This is a genomic window from Martelella sp. K41-7 (assembly GCF_055808365.1).
On record NZ_CM147867.1, the window covers coordinates 1293686 to 1310424 of the forward strand.

9 protein-coding genes, 1 tRNA gene and 5 pseudogenes are annotated in these 16739 nt (G+C 57.5%); 9 read left to right on the top strand and 6 right to left on the bottom strand.

All coding sequences use genetic code 11. From position 1 onward, the window contains the following. Window positions 1-15: 15 nt before the first annotated feature. The 3 genes and pseudogenes from AC0L7L_RS06205 to AC0L7L_RS06215 form a co-directional block, all read left to right on the top strand. On the top strand, window positions 16-1197 hold the full coding sequence (locus AC0L7L_RS06205; protein WP_473512773.1) for a TIGR03032 family protein: 1182 nt from the start codon (window positions 16-18) through the stop codon (window positions 1195-1197). Between the two features lie 502 nt (window positions 1198-1699). Further along, entirely contained in the window at window positions 1700-1900 is a 201-nt protein-coding gene (locus AC0L7L_RS06210) for a hypothetical protein (RefSeq protein WP_473512777.1), read from the top strand. A gap of 160 nt (window positions 1901-2060) precedes the next feature. Then, window positions 2061-2548: pseudogene (locus AC0L7L_RS06215) on the top strand (transposase); the annotation flags it as partial. Window positions 2549-2796: 248 nt separating this feature from the next. Here AC0L7L_RS06215 and AC0L7L_RS06220 read toward each other — a convergent pair. The 4 genes and pseudogenes from AC0L7L_RS06220 to AC0L7L_RS06235 all read right to left on the bottom strand — a co-directional run bounded on the left by AC0L7L_RS06220 (window position 2797) and on the right by AC0L7L_RS06235 (window position 8375). Beyond that, window positions 2797-4104 (bottom strand): GGDEF domain-containing protein, encoded by a 1308-nt coding sequence (locus tag AC0L7L_RS06220; RefSeq protein ID WP_272210889.1) that lies wholly within the window; start codon window positions 4102-4104, stop codon window positions 2797-2799. 256 nt (window positions 4105-4360) lie between these two features. Next, window positions 4361-5524 (bottom strand): annotated as a pseudogene (locus AC0L7L_RS06225) (IS3 family transposase). A 56-nt stretch (window positions 5525-5580) separates the two neighbouring features. Further along, a pseudogene (locus AC0L7L_RS06230) lies at window positions 5581-6469 on the bottom strand (transposase); the annotation flags it as partial. 190 nt (window positions 6470-6659) lie between these two features. Continuing rightward, entirely contained in the window at window positions 6660-8375 is a 1716-nt protein-coding gene (locus tag AC0L7L_RS06235; protein ID WP_272210890.1) for a hypothetical protein, read from the bottom strand. A gap of 332 nt (window positions 8376-8707) precedes the next feature. Here AC0L7L_RS06235 and AC0L7L_RS06240 point away from each other — a divergent pair. The 4 genes and pseudogenes from AC0L7L_RS06240 (at window position 8708) to AC0L7L_RS06255 (ending at window position 12516) form a co-directional block, all read left to right on the top strand. Next, window positions 8708-9462 (top strand): IS5 family transposase gene (locus AC0L7L_RS06240; protein WP_473512783.1). Its coding sequence is split into 2 segments (ribosomal slippage): window positions 8708-9041 and window positions 9041-9462, totalling 756 coding nucleotides; the frame shifts between segments, so codons are not numbered across the junction. A gap of 74 nt (window positions 9463-9536) precedes the next feature. Next, window positions 9537-9785: a hypothetical protein gene (locus AC0L7L_RS06245; RefSeq protein ID WP_272210893.1), complete on the top strand. Its 249-nt coding sequence runs from the start codon at window positions 9537-9539 to the stop codon at window positions 9783-9785. Between the two features lie 80 nt (window positions 9786-9865). Continuing rightward, window positions 9866-11420, top strand: a pseudogene (locus AC0L7L_RS06250) (arylsulfatase). 76 nt (window positions 11421-11496) lie between these two features. Further along, on the top strand, window positions 11497-12516 hold the full coding sequence (locus tag AC0L7L_RS06255) for an HAD family hydrolase (protein ID WP_473513799.1): 1020 nt from the start codon (window positions 11497-11499) through the stop codon (window positions 12514-12516). Window positions 12517-12899: 383 nt separating this feature from the next. Here the strand turns inward: AC0L7L_RS06255 and AC0L7L_RS06260 are convergent. After that, window positions 12900-12977: transfer RNA gene (locus AC0L7L_RS06260), tRNA-Arg, on the bottom strand. Window positions 12978-13125: 148 nt separating this feature from the next. Then, entirely contained in the window at window positions 13126-13431 is a 306-nt protein-coding gene (locus tag AC0L7L_RS06265) for an ETC complex I subunit (protein WP_473513801.1), read from the bottom strand. Window positions 13432-13652: 221 nt separating this feature from the next. Between AC0L7L_RS06265 and AC0L7L_RS06270 the strand changes: the two are divergent. Both AC0L7L_RS06270 and AC0L7L_RS06275 read left to right on the top strand, forming a co-directional pair. Then, window positions 13653-14938 (top strand): annotated as a pseudogene (locus AC0L7L_RS06270) (IS256 family transposase). A gap of 210 nt (window positions 14939-15148) precedes the next feature. Then, window positions 15149-16603, top strand: a complete 1455-nt coding sequence (locus AC0L7L_RS06275; protein WP_473512788.1) for a sensor domain-containing diguanylate cyclase — start codon at window positions 15149-15151, stop codon at window positions 16601-16603. Window positions 16604-16739: the final 136 nt, after the last annotated feature.

Genomic DNA, 16739 nt, shown 5'->3' on the forward strand with positions numbered 1-16739 from the left:
TATCGAGACCATTTCATGACAGCAGATACAGACGAAAGCGCGAACCCCGGGGCTGAGGGGGCCAGCCAGGAGCAGATGCCGCGCGCCGATGCACCGGGCGCGCAGGCGTCCCAGCCTCAGGAAATGCAAACGCAGATCAGTTGTTCACGCGGGTTTCCGCAGTGGCTTGCGATGAACAACTGTTCGCTTGCCTTCACGTCCTATCAGAGCGGCCAGCTGTTTCTGGTCGGTGTTCTGGGCAATGGCTCGCTATCGCTTCACCAGCGCAATTTTGTTCGCGCCATGGGCCTGATCGGCGACGACCAGCGGCTGTTGCTGGCCGGGCTGGCGCAGATCTGGCGTTTTGAAAATGTGCTCGGCCCCAATGAGCGGGCCAATGAACAGTTCGACCGGCTCTATGTGCCGCGCCGCGGCCAGACGGTCTCCGACCTCGATGTCCACGAACTCGGCATTGACGCTGCCGGGCGGCTGTTGTTTGTGAATACAAAATACTCCTGTCTGGCAACTGACAGCGTGGTTCATTCCTTCAAGCCGGTCTGGCGGCCGCCCTACATCTCGAAACTCGCCCCGGAAGATCGCTGCCACCTGAACGGGCTCGCCATGGAAAACGGCGTGCCGCGCTTCGTCACCTCCGTTTCAACCACGGATATCGTTGACGGATGGCGCAATCATCGCCGCGATGGAGGCGTCATTGTCGACGTCCAGACCGATGAGATCATGGCCGAAGGGCTTTCCATGCCGCACTCTCCGCGCCTTCATCAGGGCGCGTTGTGGTTTCTGGATTCGGGTAATGGCTACCTCACAAGGCTGGACCGTGAGAGCCGGAAACGTGAGCGCGTGGCGTTCCTGCCGGGCTTTTTGCGCGGCCTTTCCTTCCATGCCGGCCATGCCGCCGTCGGGCTTTCTCTCGCCCGCCGCGAGGGCGTATTTTCCGGGCTGAACCTGCAGGATGAGCTTGAACAGCGCAAAGCTGAAGCGTGGTGCGGTGTTCAGATCGTCAACACCAACAATGGCGATATCGTTGAATGGCTGCGGCTGGACGGCGGCATCAAGGAGCTTTTCGATGTGCGGATCCTGCCCGGTGTGCGCTGCCCGATGGCCCTTCCAACATTCGGTCCCGACCTTGCAAGCTTCATCACCATCGAAGCCCCGGACCAGCCGCTGTCTGAACGCGGCTGGCATCCTGCGGCCACCTGAACCGTTTCGCCGGGCCAGCATTGTATGTGTCCGACCGCCGCACATCGGAGTGCCTGCAATCGGACCCAACCGACCGCCACCCAAATGCTCCGGTCACATTGCTTAATGGCGCGGCAGTTGTACCAGTTGGCCTGTTTCGCACGAGAGCGGCATAGTCCGTATTGATGGACAGCATCAGGTCTTGATGAGATATGAACCTTCGACCCCGTCGTTGTGGTCTTGATCAACGTAAAACTTCGAGTACCCGAACACGAGCCAGGCTCAGGAAGGTCGACAAAGATGGGGCCAATTGTTGTCAATCTGCTTTGCAAATAGATAGTGCGAGAAACCGAGGCACACACATAAGTCACGGTACCCTGTGATGGCCGCCAGTATCCCCGTGCCGCGAGATTGCAGTGCCGAGGACGGCCTCAATCTGGATTGATGGCTGGTCCAGATTTGTGTTCAATGTACCGCCTCCATAGATACACCGTCAAATCGTGAGATGTGGAAATCGCTTCAATTGAGATTGGGCGCAGTTCTGACAACCGTTGTGGTTCTGGTCGTCATCGCAGGCTTTCTCCTCTGGCGTTTGGCCGACCATGACCTCGATCTGCGCGACAGCGAGAGCTTCGACTTCGTATCCGCAGGCGCATCCGTGTCGGGAACGCTCTGGCTCCCCGACGTGGCGCCGAAGGCGGCCGTAGTCTTCCGTTCATGGTGACGGCGCCCAGGATAGCACCTCAGAAGGCGGATACGCTCCGCTGATCAACACCATGCTCGCCGTGGCGTCCTGGGACAATCCTCGCGTCGGTTCGTCTGACGGAAACTGGCTGAACCAGACCATGGAAGAACGTGCGGACGAAACGCGCGTTGCGCTTCAGCTCCGTGACGCCGGCAAACTTACCGTCTTCGGCTCAGTAGCCCATCTGGCCGATCGCCGGGCATTTGTGCGGCACCTGTCGCGCTATACCCACCGGGTGGCGATCTCGGACAGACGTCTGATCTCGTTCGACAAGGCCGGCGTCACCTTCCGCTACAAGGACTACCGCCGACGGCCGCAGATCATGACACTCGCCACCGACGAGTTCATTCGCCGCTTCCTGAACCATGTCCTGCCAAAGGGCTTCCACCGCATCCGGCACTACGGTCTGCTCGCCGGAAGTTCCCAGAAGGTCAACATCGCACGCGCCCGCGATCTCCTGAACGCTGTCCTGCCGTCCGATCATGACGTTGTCGAAGAGCCGATCGATATCCGCCCGCCTGCCCATGCTGTGGCGGACGCATGATTGTCATCGAGGTGTTCGAACGCTGGCGCCAGCCGCGCGGGCCACCTGAATCGGCGGCAAAAAACCGGGAGAATGCGTCATGATCCGGCATGGCATAGCCACAAATCCGGCCCGGGATATTCCGCCCGCGGGGCCCTTCCTCGGCGACTTTCGTACGCCTGACGGCACCCGAAACTCTTCACGAAAGCAGACGGTCCGGAATCCACCCAGAAGCGGACATATTGCGTGAAATGGCAAGCACCAGCTTTCAGGGTATTTGACAGCATGTTGAACGCCCGAGAGGGAAGCGTCGCGATCGGGGACGTAAAAAATCCGTATCGGGCAACGTGGCTCAGGCCGTAACCTTGACCCTGTTGCGTCCTTCAGTTTTTGCGATGTAAAGCGCCTTGTCCGCTAGGCCGACGATATCGGGCTGGGTAGCCTGCGGGTTGAAGACAGAGACCCCGATACTGATAGACAGGCGAGCTTCCGTGCCGTCCGGCAGGATCATTGTCTGCTCGAACACCGCCTTGCGAACACGCTCGGCTATCGCCGCCGCCTCATAGGCGCGCAGGCCGGGTAGCAGCATCACGAATTCCTCGCCGCCATAGCGGAAGGCATGATCTTCCCGCCGCGCCGCGCCTGCGATGATCTGCGCCACCTGGCGAAGGATGTCATCACCGGCAAGATGTCCGTGGGTATCGTTGAACTGCTTGAAGTGGTCGACATCGATGATCAACAGGGAGAAAGGCTCATCGGTCTCGCGAGCCGCATTGATCTGCGCGTCGAGCACACGGTCGAATTCACGCCGGTTGTCGAGGCCGGTCAACCCGTCGGCGCGCGCCGACGCGGCGAGCTCGTCTTCCTGCTGGACGATTTGCTTCAGCATTGAATTGAAGGCCTGTGCCACGGAAGCCAGTTCCGGCGGCACGGTGACGTCGATTTTCCGCCCGCGCTCGCCTCCGGCAACCAGCATCGCGCCCTCGACAAGTTTGTCAGTGCTGCGGATCAGCGCCTGGTCGATGATGTAGATGCCGACGCCCGCAAAGACGATCGCCAGTGTGATCGCGATCATCGCGAATGTCTCGAGGCGCTTCATCGCCGCCAGCGCCCGCGCATGGCTTTCCTCGTTGAGCAGCCGCATGCTCTCGGCGATGGATCCGACACGTTTACCGGTCTCCGCGACGACACTTTCGAACCGCAGCAGCACCGGATCCGCATTGCCGTCAGAGGCTTCGACGCTTGCGGCCGTCTGCAGCAGCTGCGACCATTGCTGGTTTACGCTTTCAAGAATGGGCCTGAAGCCTGGGTAATCATCCGTGACCTTCTCGAGGTCGCGCAGGTGAACGGCGACATCGCGTTCTGCAGCTTCAAAGTCCGTGCGAAAGTGCTCCTCTCCGCTATTTGCATAATCGTTGACTGCTGCGGAAATATCCCAGAGCTCGCTTTGGATGCGTTCCAGCGACACCAGAACGCGGTGCTGGGTATGCAGGACATCGCGGAAAGGTCCGGCGATCTGCTGTTTGTACTGAACATACCAGACAGCCGTCAGGATGATGACGGGCAGAAGAGCCATCAGGAAGCCAAACACAAGCCAGGCCCTGAGGGACAGGCTCTGAAACCACGTCCCGACCGGTCCGACCTCGCGTTCATCTTCCATACGGAAATTCTCCTGCTGCCTCATCAAGGCTGGTGCCGACGGAACAAGGGACTCGCGAACGGGAACTGTTCCATTTCCGTCGGCGCGCATGGTGGTGAACGAAAACGGTACGCCTTATCCCAAGCCGCGATAAAAGCCCGCCTGCGCCTTTGTTTCAACTATCTGCAAGTTGTTTTAAGTGCGGCCGGTTGCGCTAGAGGTGGCTCGGTTTGTTTGAACAGTTTCGGGCGTTTTGCTAAGTGGATTTCCGCCTTGATTATGCTGCCACCATCATCGGTGTCAGCGCGTTGAAGTAAGCCTGATCCGGCGTCTGCCGTTCAAGGGATGAATGTGGGCGTCGGGTGTTGTAGAAGGTCAGATAGCGACCGATGCCAGCGCGGGCTTGGGACACAGTCTTGTAGGCGTGGAGATAGACCTCCTCGTATTTAATCGACCGCCAGAGCCGCTCGACGAAGACGTTATCCCGCCACGACCCCTTGCCATCCATAGAGATGGCGATTTCGGCGTTCTTCAGCACCGCCGTGAGGTCGATAGCGGTGAACTGCGATCCCTGGTCGGTATTGAATATGTCGGGTTTGCCATAACGAGCAAGCGCTTCCTCGACGGCTTCGATGCAGAAGGCTGCCTCCATCGTGATCGACAGCCGCCACGACAGCACCCTCCGGCTAAACCAGTCGACGACGGCGCAGAGATAGACGAAGCCGCGCGCCATGGGGATATATGTCAAGTCCATAGCCCAGACTTGGTTGGGCCTGGTAACCGCCAGCTTGCGCAGGAGGTAGGGATAGATTTTGTGCCCAGGTGCCGGTTTCGACGTGTTCGGGCGACGGTATATCGCCTCGATGCCCATCCTCTTCATCAGCGTGGCGACGTGCAGCCGCCCAGTTACCAGCCCTTCTCCCCTCAAGAGCCCTGACAACATCCGGCTTCCGGCAAACGGGTAGTCGAGATGCAGTTCATCGATCCGGTGCATCAGAGCCAGATCGCCGTCAGAGACTGGACGAGGCCGATAATAGACATTGCCACGGCTGAAGCAGAGAAGCTTCGCTTGGCACACGACGGATAGCTTATGCTCGCGGTCGATCATTTCTTGTCCCCCGGCAATCCCGCCTTGCCGAGCGCTCCGGCTATCGCAGCCGAGACCCGTGGCTCAGCGGAGCATCGTTCTCCGGCGTCAGCTCGCCGATCTTGGCATGAAGGGTTTTGACATCGACAGTTGGTCCCACGGCTCCGACTTCGCTTCATCGCCAAAAACGCCTGTCGCCCCCTCAAGGAGCTGACCCTTCCATTGCTTGATCTGGTTGGCGTGCACGTCGAACTGCTGGGACAACTCCACCAGCGTCTGCTCACCTCGGATGGCGGCCAGCGCCACCTTTGCCTTGAAAGCCGGGCTATGGTTCCGGCGCGGTCGTCTCGTCATGGTATCTCCTGTTCCCGGCATCTAAGCCGAAGTCAGGCAGAAATTCCACTTATCCCCGTTGTGCAGATTTCCCGAGCCAACTCTAGATCATCGAGAATGGTGGACAGATAGAACCAGCCCCAGCCGATTACCTTCAGATAAGTGAAATCAGTTTGCCACATCTCATTGGGCCGAACAGTCTTGTCTTTGAATTCGTTGTCTGCCTTGACGATGATAAAAGCCGGCGAGGTGATCAGGTCGTGCGCCTTGAGCAGGCGATAAACGGAAGCCTCTGATACAAAATAGCTTTTCGTGTCTGTGAACGTCACCGCCAGTTTGCGCGGCGACAGTTCCGGCTCGTCAAGCGCCAGCTCGATCAGGTCTTCCCTGACATCGTCGGGAATACGGTTCCACACCCGTGACGGGGCGGATGAGCGATCCTCCAGACCTTCAACGCCAAGCCGTTGGAGCCGGTCGTACCAGCAGTAGAAAGTCTGTCGTGGAATGCCGAGCTGATCCAATGTCATCTTCACCGGCAAATGCGATTGTTCAACCAACCGGATGATTTCCAGCTTTTCGGATGCGAGGTATCTCATTCTTCGACGCCCCCATCCGCTATCATGCTTTTTTGAGCAGGCGCAGCTCCAGTGTCTGCTCGGCCACGACCTCTTTCAGATCGCGCGCTTCACGGCGCAACGTCTGCACCTCATCCGTGATCGCGGCCCGTGCCGTATCACCGGCCAGGCGCCGCTTGCCGGCCTCCAGAAACTCCTTCGACCAGGTGTAGTACATGCTTTCGGCGATACCCTCGCGGTGGCAGAGCGCGGCGATACTGTCTTCGCCACGCAGGCCTTCCAGCACGATACGGATCTTTTCTTCAGCCGAATAGGATTTACGTGTGGCACGGCGGATATCCTTGATCGCCTTGTCTGCGCTCGACTTCTGCTGCCCGGACTTCTGTCTCATCTTGGCTTCCTTTGCGTGAGCCATGATGAGACAGAATCCTCCCTTATCCGTTAACCAGCATCTGTCTCAAAGGCGTTGAGACGGAACAATATGCATTGCCTGTGGCTGGTGGAGTCGAAGATAAATGCGCTGGATCAGGCAGCGCTACCACAAGGGTGGACGCAGCCAGAGAGTTCTCACCATCACGCCGTCATTTGATCCCACCCTCAAGGGCTGAGGTCATTGCCACGATTATGTCGTCTGTCGCCTTATAGGCACGGAAGCGGGCGATCGGGTCGTAGCCGGGCGTGATCATGTTCATGTGGTCTATGGCACGTTGGGCACCATGGTGATCACCAAGAAGATTTTCCGCCATTGCAACCAGCGACTGGCTGAGCGCCGAGCCGTCAGAAGATGCCCGGATGGCAAATGCCAGCATGGCCTCGCCATCGCCACGCATCAGCTGGTCGATTGACAGCAGGTGATAATACGGCCCTGGCGGATTGACCGTCCGCTCGATGGCCTCTTCTATCAGCGGCACGCCTTCGGAAAAGTGTCCGCGGATCGCAAGCCGCCAGCCGAGCTGGTAGAGCGCTTTGGGATTGAGCTGGATTGCAAGGCGAGCAAGGCGCTCGGCATCCTCGTAATTCTCCCGCAGATACTGGACAACCGAAAGCGTCTTGATGCCGAGAATGTTCTCAGGTTCGATCTGGATCGCGCGCAGTGCAAAATCGGCGGCACTGTCGAGCGTAATTTCCGGATAATCGGGAATGATGCTCATGGCAACGGATGTGAAATGCATGAAGCCGAGCATTGCCCAGGCCTCCGCGTCGGACGGGTCTCGCGCGACTGCCGCCTCCAAGCACGCCTTAATCGGGGCATGCAGCTTCGGCTCATAGGTATGACGGAAATAATATCCGCGCAGCACGCACTCGTAGTTCTCGGTGCTCGGTCCCGGATCATCGGGGAGGGTTCTGGCAATATCCGCATTGATCACCCAAAACGGCTGGGCGAGCGCGGAGGCAAGGCTGGCGGCTATTTCTTGTTCGAGCGCCCTGGCATCGTGCGAGCTCAGAGCCCGGTCGTAATAACCCGTCCATACCACGCGCCCGGTCCCGCTTTCGATGAGCCGAGCAACAACGGTGACAAGCGGACCGCGGGTCCAGAAATCTCCGGCAAGCACATATGAAACGCCCCATTGCCTACCAAGTTCGGCCGGATCCGTGTCCGGCTTCTGAGACAGGCCCTGGCGGGGATCGTAAAGCGACAGCCCCTGAAAACGGTTCAGATCGCCGACGATGCGGCTGACAATGCCGAGCGCCAAGAATCTGTCATTATCATTGTCGCTGAATACCTGTAGAGGCAGCACGACGAGTGAGGGTCTCTCTGTGCCCCCTTTCGGCTTCTCTGCTGCCAAGAACCTTCCCGCTTCGGCACCTAAAAGGACCAGAACGGCCGCAAAAATTGCCATAACGCGCCAACGCCGGAGCAAACCGCCCGTATTCCTGGCTTTAACGGGTTCCGCCTCGGTCGGCTCTGGCACATCAGGGGCAAGCGGCAATTGCCGGGTTATTGAGGGAACATAACCGCCAACGGGGATGGAAATCCTCAGCTTGTCACGCCTGCCGGCCTCCGAATAGTAAACGCCGAGGTCGTTGCGCAAACGGCGTGCCTCGAGCCGAACGACCGGATCGGCACCCGGGTCAAAATCATCCGCGCGCGCGAAAACATGCACGCCGATTGTGTAGCCCTTCAGCTCGTTAGCACGACCGGCAAGGGTTTCTTCGACAACAAAGGAGAGCATTTCGCGCCGCAACCGTGTCGCGCGGAACGAAGAGCTAGCAAGTATCCGGCAAAGCTCTGCCCTGATGTCATCGGGACAAAACTCCTCCATTGTTGAAATGTCGAAATCTGCCTTCCGCTCCAAAGCGCGGCCTCCTCGGAAGTCAATTCCCTTGTCTCTCGGAAGATTTCCCGTCGGCATTTATTCGTAAAGCGTAATTCATCCGCTGGCGATTTTCCATCAACGATTTCAAATATAAGTCAGGCCTATTTTTCCAGAGTGCGGGTTCCGTGAACTATTAAATATTTATGATCAAACGAAAACTACTGAAAAGTCAGCTCAATTAGGAAAAGAACCTAGGCTCTGTACTGGTGATCGCTACATGTTCGTACAGTGCGAACCTAGGCTCAGGACCTATTAAATCACTTGCGACGTTCTCTTCGTTTTGATTCATTGGACTCGAATGGAGAACCGCAATGAGTGATTTGCCGCTGCTGTCGCAGGCGCAGATGCGCCGGATTGAACCTTATTTCCCGCTGTCCCACGGTGTGCCTCGTGTTGATGATCGGCTGATCGTGAGCGGCATTGTCTTTGTCTTGCGCAATGGTTTGCGATGGCGCGATGCGCCGAAGGAATATGGACCGCACAAGACGATCTATAATCGCTTCATCCGCTGGAGCAGGCTTGGTGTGTTCAACAGGATTTTCGCTGAATTGGCGGCCGAATGCGGTGAGCCGGAACAGTTGATGATCGACGCCACGCATTTGAAAGCACATCGCACCGCAGCCAGTCTGCTAAAAAAGGGGATGTTCCCAGACGTATCGGGCGCACCAAAGGCGGCCTGAACTCCAAGCTGCATGCGGTTTGCGATGGCCATGGCCGACCACTGATCATGCTGTTGAGCGAAGGGCAGACGAGCGACTACAAAGGTGCTGCCCGAATGATAGAATCCTTTCCCAAAGCAAAGACGTTACTGGCCGACAAAGGCTACGATGCCGACTGGTTTCGAGAGGCCTTGGCGGAGCGCAAAATCAAGGCCTGCATTCCATCGAGGGCGAACAGAAAGGTCCCAATAGCGCATGACCGCAAGCTCTACCAAAAGCGTCATAAAATCGAGAACATGTTTGGCAGGCTCAAGGACTGGCGCCGAATTCACACCCGATACGACCGTTGTGCACACACTTTCTTCTCAAGCATATGCATCGCTGCTGCTGTTATCTTCTGGCTATGATTTTAACGAGTCCTGAGCCTAGCAAACGTTCAGCCGCAAGGAGACCATTGGCTGCGCAGACAAGAGCAAGGCCAATGAGCATCACAACGGTCCCGATCATCTCCAGGCTCCCTGAACACGAATTCGCTCTCAGGCGACTTTGTGGTCTCGACGCCGAGTTCAAAGCCCTTTGCGACGATTATGCCATTGCAACACAAGCCCTTGCCGATTGGCACCATGATGCAACGCGGGCTGCGCAGTACGCGAACCTGGTCGTCGAACTGGAGCGAGAGGTGCTCCGGTTCATCGCACACCATCATCCACGTCAGACCTCAAGCCGATGAGAAACACGCCGAAGGCTGACGTGTGCGTTCAACACAGAGAGGGATACCAAATGAAATTGCGAAGATATTCTTCGGTTGCCATGACCCTGAGCCTCTTGTCTCTTGTCGGGGCGCCGAGCCTCGCCCAGACTCAGGAAAGCATGGAAAGCAGCGCCAAGCCCAACATTCTCGTCATCTGGGGCGACGATATAGGGCAGACAAACCTGTCTACCTACAGCTTCGGTCTGATGGGATATCTCACGCCCAATATCGATCGCATTGCTGCTGATGGCGCCAAATTCACCGACTATTATGCGGAGCAGAGCTGCACGGCGGGCCGCTCGACATTCATCACCGGACAATCGACGCTGAGGACCGGCCTGTCCAAGGTCGGCCTTCCCGGCGCAGATGTCGGCTTGCGCGCCGATGACGTGACGATCGCCACAGCGTTCAAGGATTTGGGCTATGCCACCGGACAGTTCGGCAAGAACCATCTTGGCGACAAGGACGAGTTCCTGCCGACCGCGCACGGCTTCGATGAATTCTTCGGCAACCTTTACCACCTCAACGCCGAAGAAGAACCAGAAAACCGCAACTACCCGACCGATCCGGCTTTCCGCGAACAGTATGGTCCGCGCGGCGTAATCCATGCCTATGCCGATGGCGAAATCGAGGACACCGGACCGCTGACCAAAAAGCGCATGGAAACGGTGGATGACGAAACCTCTGCTGCGGCCATCGATTTCATGAACCGCCAAGTTGAGGAGGACAAACCCTTCTTCATTTGGATGAACACGACACGCATGCATTTCCGCACCCATGTCCGCGATGAGCACCGAAGCGAACCGGGACTGACGGCGCTCACCGAATATGCAGACGGCATGATCGAGCATGACAGTGTTGTCGGTACAATCCTTGACGCGTTGGACGAGAACAGGTGTCGCCGATAATACCATCGTCATCTACTCCACCGACAATGGACCGCACCAGAATTCGTGGCCGGACGCCGGCACGACACCATTCCGAAGCGAAAAGAACACCAACTGGGAAGGCGCCTTCCGCGTGCCCGCCATGATCCGTTGGCCGGGTCATATCGAACCGGGAACGGTCAAGACCGGCATCTTTTCAGGCCTCGATTGGTTTCCGACACTTTTGGCAGCAGCAGGCGACACGGACATCACCGAACGCCTGAAGCAGGGCACGACGATCGACGGAAGCGAGTACAAGGTCCATCTCGACGGCTATAATCAGCTTCCCCACCTGACTGGCGAAGAGGACGAGAGCGCGCGCAACGAATTCTTCTATTTCAACGATGACGGCGAAATTGTCGCGCTGCGTTACGAAAACTGGAAGATGGTCTTTGCGGAGCAGCGTGAAACTGGGACGCTGAACATCTGGGCGGAGCCATTCACCCCGCTGCGGGTGCCGAAGATCTTCGACCTCCGCTCCGACCCTTATGAGCGCGCCGACGTCACGTCGAACACCTATTACGACTGGCTGCTTGATCACGCTTTCCTGCTGGTGCCGGCTCAACTCGAGGTGGCCAAGTTCTTCGAAACCTTCGAGGAGTATCCGCCGTCTCAGGGCGCAGCCAGCTTCTCGGTCGACCAGATCCAGGCCCATCTCGACGATGTGCTTAGCGGTATGGCGCAATAGCAACCAACGCCCCGCAGACGGACCTTCGTCTGCGGGGCTGCTTCTGATCACGCGCGAGGGGTACTCGACAATGAGCATGGCCGCACTGGGCCGAACCTTACTGGCCACCTGCTTTCTGTTTTTGACCATCACCCAGGCGGGTGCACAGCAGGCAGAGCCGCTCGCCTCATGGAATGACGGCGATACGAAACAGAACATTCTCGACTTCGTGGCGGCTGCCGCCGATGAAACAGACGACGCATATGTGGCGCCGGAGGACCGGATTGTTGTCTTCGACAATGACGGCACTTTGTGGAATGAGCACCCGATGTATACCCAGCTGGCCTTCATGTTCGATCGGCTAAAGGCTCTGGCCCCGGAGCATCCGGAATGGAAGACAACCGAACCGTTCAAGTCGGCGCTCGCCGGTGACATGAAGGGCGTTGCTGCAGCCGGAGAAGGTGCGGTGGCGCAGCTTCTTGCAGTAACCCATGCAGGCATGAGTTCCGACGAGTTTTCCGAAGCTGTCGCCGATTGGTTCACCAGCGCCCGTCACCCAAGGTTCGACAGGCCATATACCGAACTTGCCTATCAGCCGATGCTGGAAATACTCGACTATCTCCTTTCGGAAGGTTTCCAGACCCACATCGTTTCTGGCGGCGGCATCGAGTTCATGCGTGTGATCACCAACGCAGTTTACGGTATCCCGCCCCAGCAGGTCGTGGGCTCCGTGGTTGAGACGAAGTATGAAATTGTCGATGGCGCGCCACAACTGACCCGGCTGCCATCTCTTGCGTTCAACGACGACAAAGGCGGCAAACCGGTCGGCATCAACACCGCAATCGGCAAACGCCCCGTCATGGCCTTCGGAAATTCCGATGGCGACCGGCAGATGCTCGAATGGACCACAGCCGGCCCGGGCGAACGACTTGCGCTTCTGGTGAACCATGACGACGCGGACCGAGAATACGCTTACGGACCGGCCGGTGGGCTGCCAGGCACAAACTTCGGTCACCTCTCTCAGGCAACGGTGGATGAGGCTGAGGCGAGCGGCTGGATCGTGATCAGCATGAAGCACGATTGGGCAAGTGTGTTCCCGGCCCCTGAAACTGAGTGATTGCGCGGCGTTCTTGATAGATCATTGCGATCCGAGGTCACAGAAATAGTGCTCGATTGAAATAACTATTGAACGTCTCCTCTAGATAGGAAATCACGCTATACCAAATGTCCGGAATGGGGGCGCGAAGCTGCCGTCATCAGTTGCCGTACCGGGGTAGATCGCGAAAATATGGAAGGAGGTGAACGGGCGGCTCCGTTTTGCGGCGGAGGCGCGGGGCTCGGTTTTCCAGAAAATGCTGGACCAAAGTTGCATCAAATATCTATTTTTATTATGTTTTTTTGAACAAACGGGCCGATTCAGAAAATTTTGGTGACTCGGGGTGCACGAGAAATGACGATTTCGTGCACTCTTATGCTTCATTGGCAGCAAATTGAAAAGATTGGCGACCCCTGCAGGATCTCGAACCTGCGACCGTCGGCTTAGAAGGCCGGTGCTCTATCCAGCTGAGCTAAGGGGCCGGTTTGGCGCGTGGAACATGGGCGGAATGAATGACCCATCCGTTTTGAAAAGACAACCTGCCAATCTGACAAACACAATGAGGAGGAAACCGTTAAGGCTCATCTGCCTGCAAGCTGCAACCATTTTCATGGTGAAAAGAACGGCCTTTCAGTGTGTCCAGGGCTGGATGCGGTCGGATCTGAAATTGTCGGAATAGGAAACGACTTTTTCCTTGGCGTCCTTCGGCGCAATAACACGATAGGCTATGCCGTGGCGGCGGGCGTAGTCTTCCGCCTCTTGCTGCGTTTCAAAGCTCAGCTTCACCTGCTGCAACATATCGGAAGACGAGGTATAACCGAAGAGAGGGTCGATCGTGCGCGGTGTCTGCTGATCAAACTCCAGCACCCACTGTTGGGTCTTGGCCTGGCCTTGCTGCATTGCCGTTCTGGCGGGACGATAGATCTTCGCCGACATCCTGTATGCTCCGTTTGGGTTGCGCGCCGACTGGCGCACCGAACTTCGGTTCTTCTGAAGCAATTTTCGCTTTCGGGCAATAAAAATCAAGGTCTGGCGCCACAAGCGCTCAAAAAATCCACCATCCCGTGGGTCTATCCCGAATTTTGTGCTCTTGCGTGGTAACTGCTCTTTGATGAGCCCCACGTATGAGCACCGACAATGACCTTTTGGACCACCTGATGGAAGGGCGTTCGCCCTGTGATCTGTTCGGCAAGGATGGTCTTCTGTCCGAACTGACGAAGGCCCTGGCCGAACGTGTCCTGAACACCGAGCTGGACGTCGATCTCGATGAGGAACAGGCTGACGCAGTGCCCGAAGGCCATAATCGGCCCGCAAACCGCCGCAATGGCAGCAGCATGACGGTGACCACCGACAGCGGCTAGGTGGTCATCGACATCCCGCGCGAGCGCAACGGCACCTTCGATCCGGTGCTGATCGCCAAATACCAGCGCCGTTTTCCTGATATCGACCGCAAGATCATTTCGATGTACGCAAGGGGCATGACAACCCACGAGATTCAGGGGCATATCGAGGAGATCTACGGCGTCGAGACGTCACCCGGCCTGATTTCCGCAATCACCGATACCGTGATGGATGAGGTCGCGGCATGACAGAACCGCCCTCTGGAGCCCTGCTATCCGATCGTCTTCATGGATGCGATCCGGGCCAATATCCGCAGCGACGGAGCGGTTTCGAACAAGGCGGCCATCGTGGCACTGGCCGTTTTGCCGGACGGCACGCGCGACGTTCTGGGCCAGTGGTTCCAGACCAATGAGGGCGCAAAATTCTGGGCCGGCGTGCTTGGCGAACTGCACAACCGGGCGTTCAGGACATCATGATTGCCGCCGTCGACGGTCTCAAGGGCTTTCCGCAGGCCATCGAGGCGGCCTTCCCAAGGACGCAGGTTCAAACCTGTATCGTCACATCTCCTCCGCCATTCCATGAACTTCGCCAGCGACAAGGACCACAAGGCCGTCGTCAGGGCGCTCAAGACGGTCTACACGGGCGAAACGTCGAGGCGGCGGAACAGGCGCTGGCAACCTTTGAGGGCAGCGATCTCGCCAGGTGCTATCCGGCGATCGCGCCGAGTTGGCGGCGGGCCTGGAACGCGGTCATCCCGTTTCTCGATTACCCGCCCGAAGTGCGCCGGCTGATCTACACCACGAATTCCATCGAGGAGCTGAATTCGAAAATCCGCCGCGCCGTCAGAGCCCGAGGCCACTTCCCAAGTGACGAGGCCGCGGCCAAGTTGATCTATCTGACCCTCAATGCTAGCTTCACAGGGTGGAAACGTTCAGTGCGCGAATGCCACGCCGTCAAAAGCCAGCTCGCCATCAGGTTCGACAACGTTTCCTTATGTTCTGGAATAACGTCACGGCACAAAATTTTAGACAGTCTCATCCGGACAGCCACTGCAGCCTCCAACCGCGCGGTCAAAACACCCGCTACAGGCGCTGTGCGCTAAAAAACGCTCGTTTCCGCTGCGCTCGTCATTCACTTCCCCGTCAAACGTTGATGCGATCAACCCGCACAGCTTTGCAGAGCACCAGAAGCACGTTAAGATTACAAATCTTCAAGTGCGCATGCACAACGACCAGGAGACCGGCCGCTTGCATTGCTAGAATTGCAGCGACATCCAATATATGAGGAAAGGCCCGCCGAACAGATGAGCAGCATGTCGAACGAAAGCACCTCCGGGCATGAGTTGTTCGAACTTGCCCCAATCGCGATGTGGGTCGAGGATTTCAGTGCAGTAAAGGTCATTTTCGACAAATGGCGTACGAACGGTGTTAGCGATATCATCCCGTTTTTGCGCGAGGACATGTCACGTGTTGCTGAATGTGCCCATGCCATCCGCGTACTGAAGGTCAATCGCAAGACGCTGGAGCTTTTCGAGGCCAGAGACACCGCTGAGCTTGTCGACAATATCGGTTCCGTTTTCCGGGACGAAATGCTCGAGACTCATATCGACGAGCTGGCACAACTGTTCGAGGGCAAGCTGAATTTCACCAGCTACACCGTGAACTACACGCTCTCTGGCAAACGGCTCGACGTTCAGCTGCGGGGCCAGGTCTTGCCGGGCCACGAGGAAACGCTAGACTACGTCCTGCTGGCGACGGAGGATGTGACTGAACGCGAGGAAGCCCATCGGCGCGAAAGGTTCCAGTCGCTCTACGCCCAAGGCTTGTTCGAACATTCGCCGGTCTCGCTCTGGGTCGAAGACTTTTCGCGCATCCACACCTTGCTCGCCGAACTGCGGGCACGCCATATCGTCAACCTGAGAGTTTTCCTGGACGTACATCCGGAATTTATACGTCAGTGTCTCGGAGAAATCCGCGTTATCGACGTCAATCAGGCCACGCTTCATATGTTCCGCGCGCCCAATCGCCAGGTGCTGCTGCAAAACCAGCATGTCGTGTTTCGCGATGATGTCGAGGACCATTTCCGCGAGCAGTTGATCGACCTCTGGGAGGGCCGGCTGCTGCACTCCCACGAGGTGATGAACTATGCTCTCGACGGCTCCGAACGCTACGTCCTGCTTCAGTTCTCGGTTTTTCCCGGCCATGAAGAAGACTGGTCGCTGGTCCTGGTTTCGCTGACTGACATTACCGCGCGCAAGAAGGCAGAGGCCTATCTAGAATATCTTGGCCGCCATGACGTTCTGACCAAGCTGTATAACCGGTCTTTCTACACCGAAGAGGTCAACCGGCTGGAACGCAAGAGAGTTCGTCCCGTCGGCTTGCTGATCATCGATCTCAACGGCCTGAAGGAATCCAATGACGCGCTGGGGCATGACGCCGGGGACAGCCTGCTGCGTCGGCTTGGTGAGGTCCTGAACGAATCGGTCTCACTGCCGAACTGCGCCGCTCGCATCGGCGGTGACGAATTCGCGGTGTTGATGCCCGGCGCCGATAGCAAGGCGGCAGAGGTCGCCCTTGAAGAAATCTACAGGGTCCTTGAGGTCAACAACCAGTTCTATGCCGATGCTCCGATCAGCATTTCCGCCGGAATGGCGATCTGCGAGACAAGCGAAACGATCGAATCGGCAGTGCGCCGTGCAGACGCCGAGATGTACCGCAAGAAGCGCGAATTCTACGCACTCCGGCAAAATACCGGAACCAACGGTTGAAGCTCTTTTTCACAGACATTTTGGGATAATGGTCGGAGGGGAGAGATTCGAACTCCGCCGCTCTGGTCCCAAACCGGAAAAAGAAGGCTCATTTCCGAGAAATCAGGACCTTCTTGCATAAACGTTACAAGAACAA

Bases quoted from the DNA above. Each gene is read 5' to 3' on its own strand.
- AC0L7L_RS06205 (WP_473512773.1), top strand. From the start codon at position 16: ATGACAGCAGATACAGACGAAAGCGCGAACCCCGGGGCTGAGGGGGCC.
- AC0L7L_RS06220 (WP_272210889.1), bottom strand. From the start codon at position 4,104: ATGGAAGATGAACGCGAGGTCGGACCGGTCGGGACGTGGTTTCAGAGC.
- AC0L7L_RS06245 (WP_272210893.1), top strand. From the start codon at position 9,537: ATGAGCATCACAACGGTCCCGATCATCTCCAGGCTCCCTGAACACGAA.
- AC0L7L_RS06255 (WP_473513799.1), top strand. From the start codon at position 11,497: ATGGCCGCACTGGGCCGAACCTTACTGGCCACCTGCTTTCTGTTTTTG.
- AC0L7L_RS06265 (WP_473513801.1), bottom strand. From the start codon at position 13,431: ATGTCGGCGAAGATCTATCGTCCCGCCAGAACGGCAATGCAGCAAGGC.
- AC0L7L_RS06275 (WP_473512788.1), top strand. From the start codon at position 15,149: ATGTCGAACGAAAGCACCTCCGGGCATGAGTTGTTCGAACTTGCCCCA.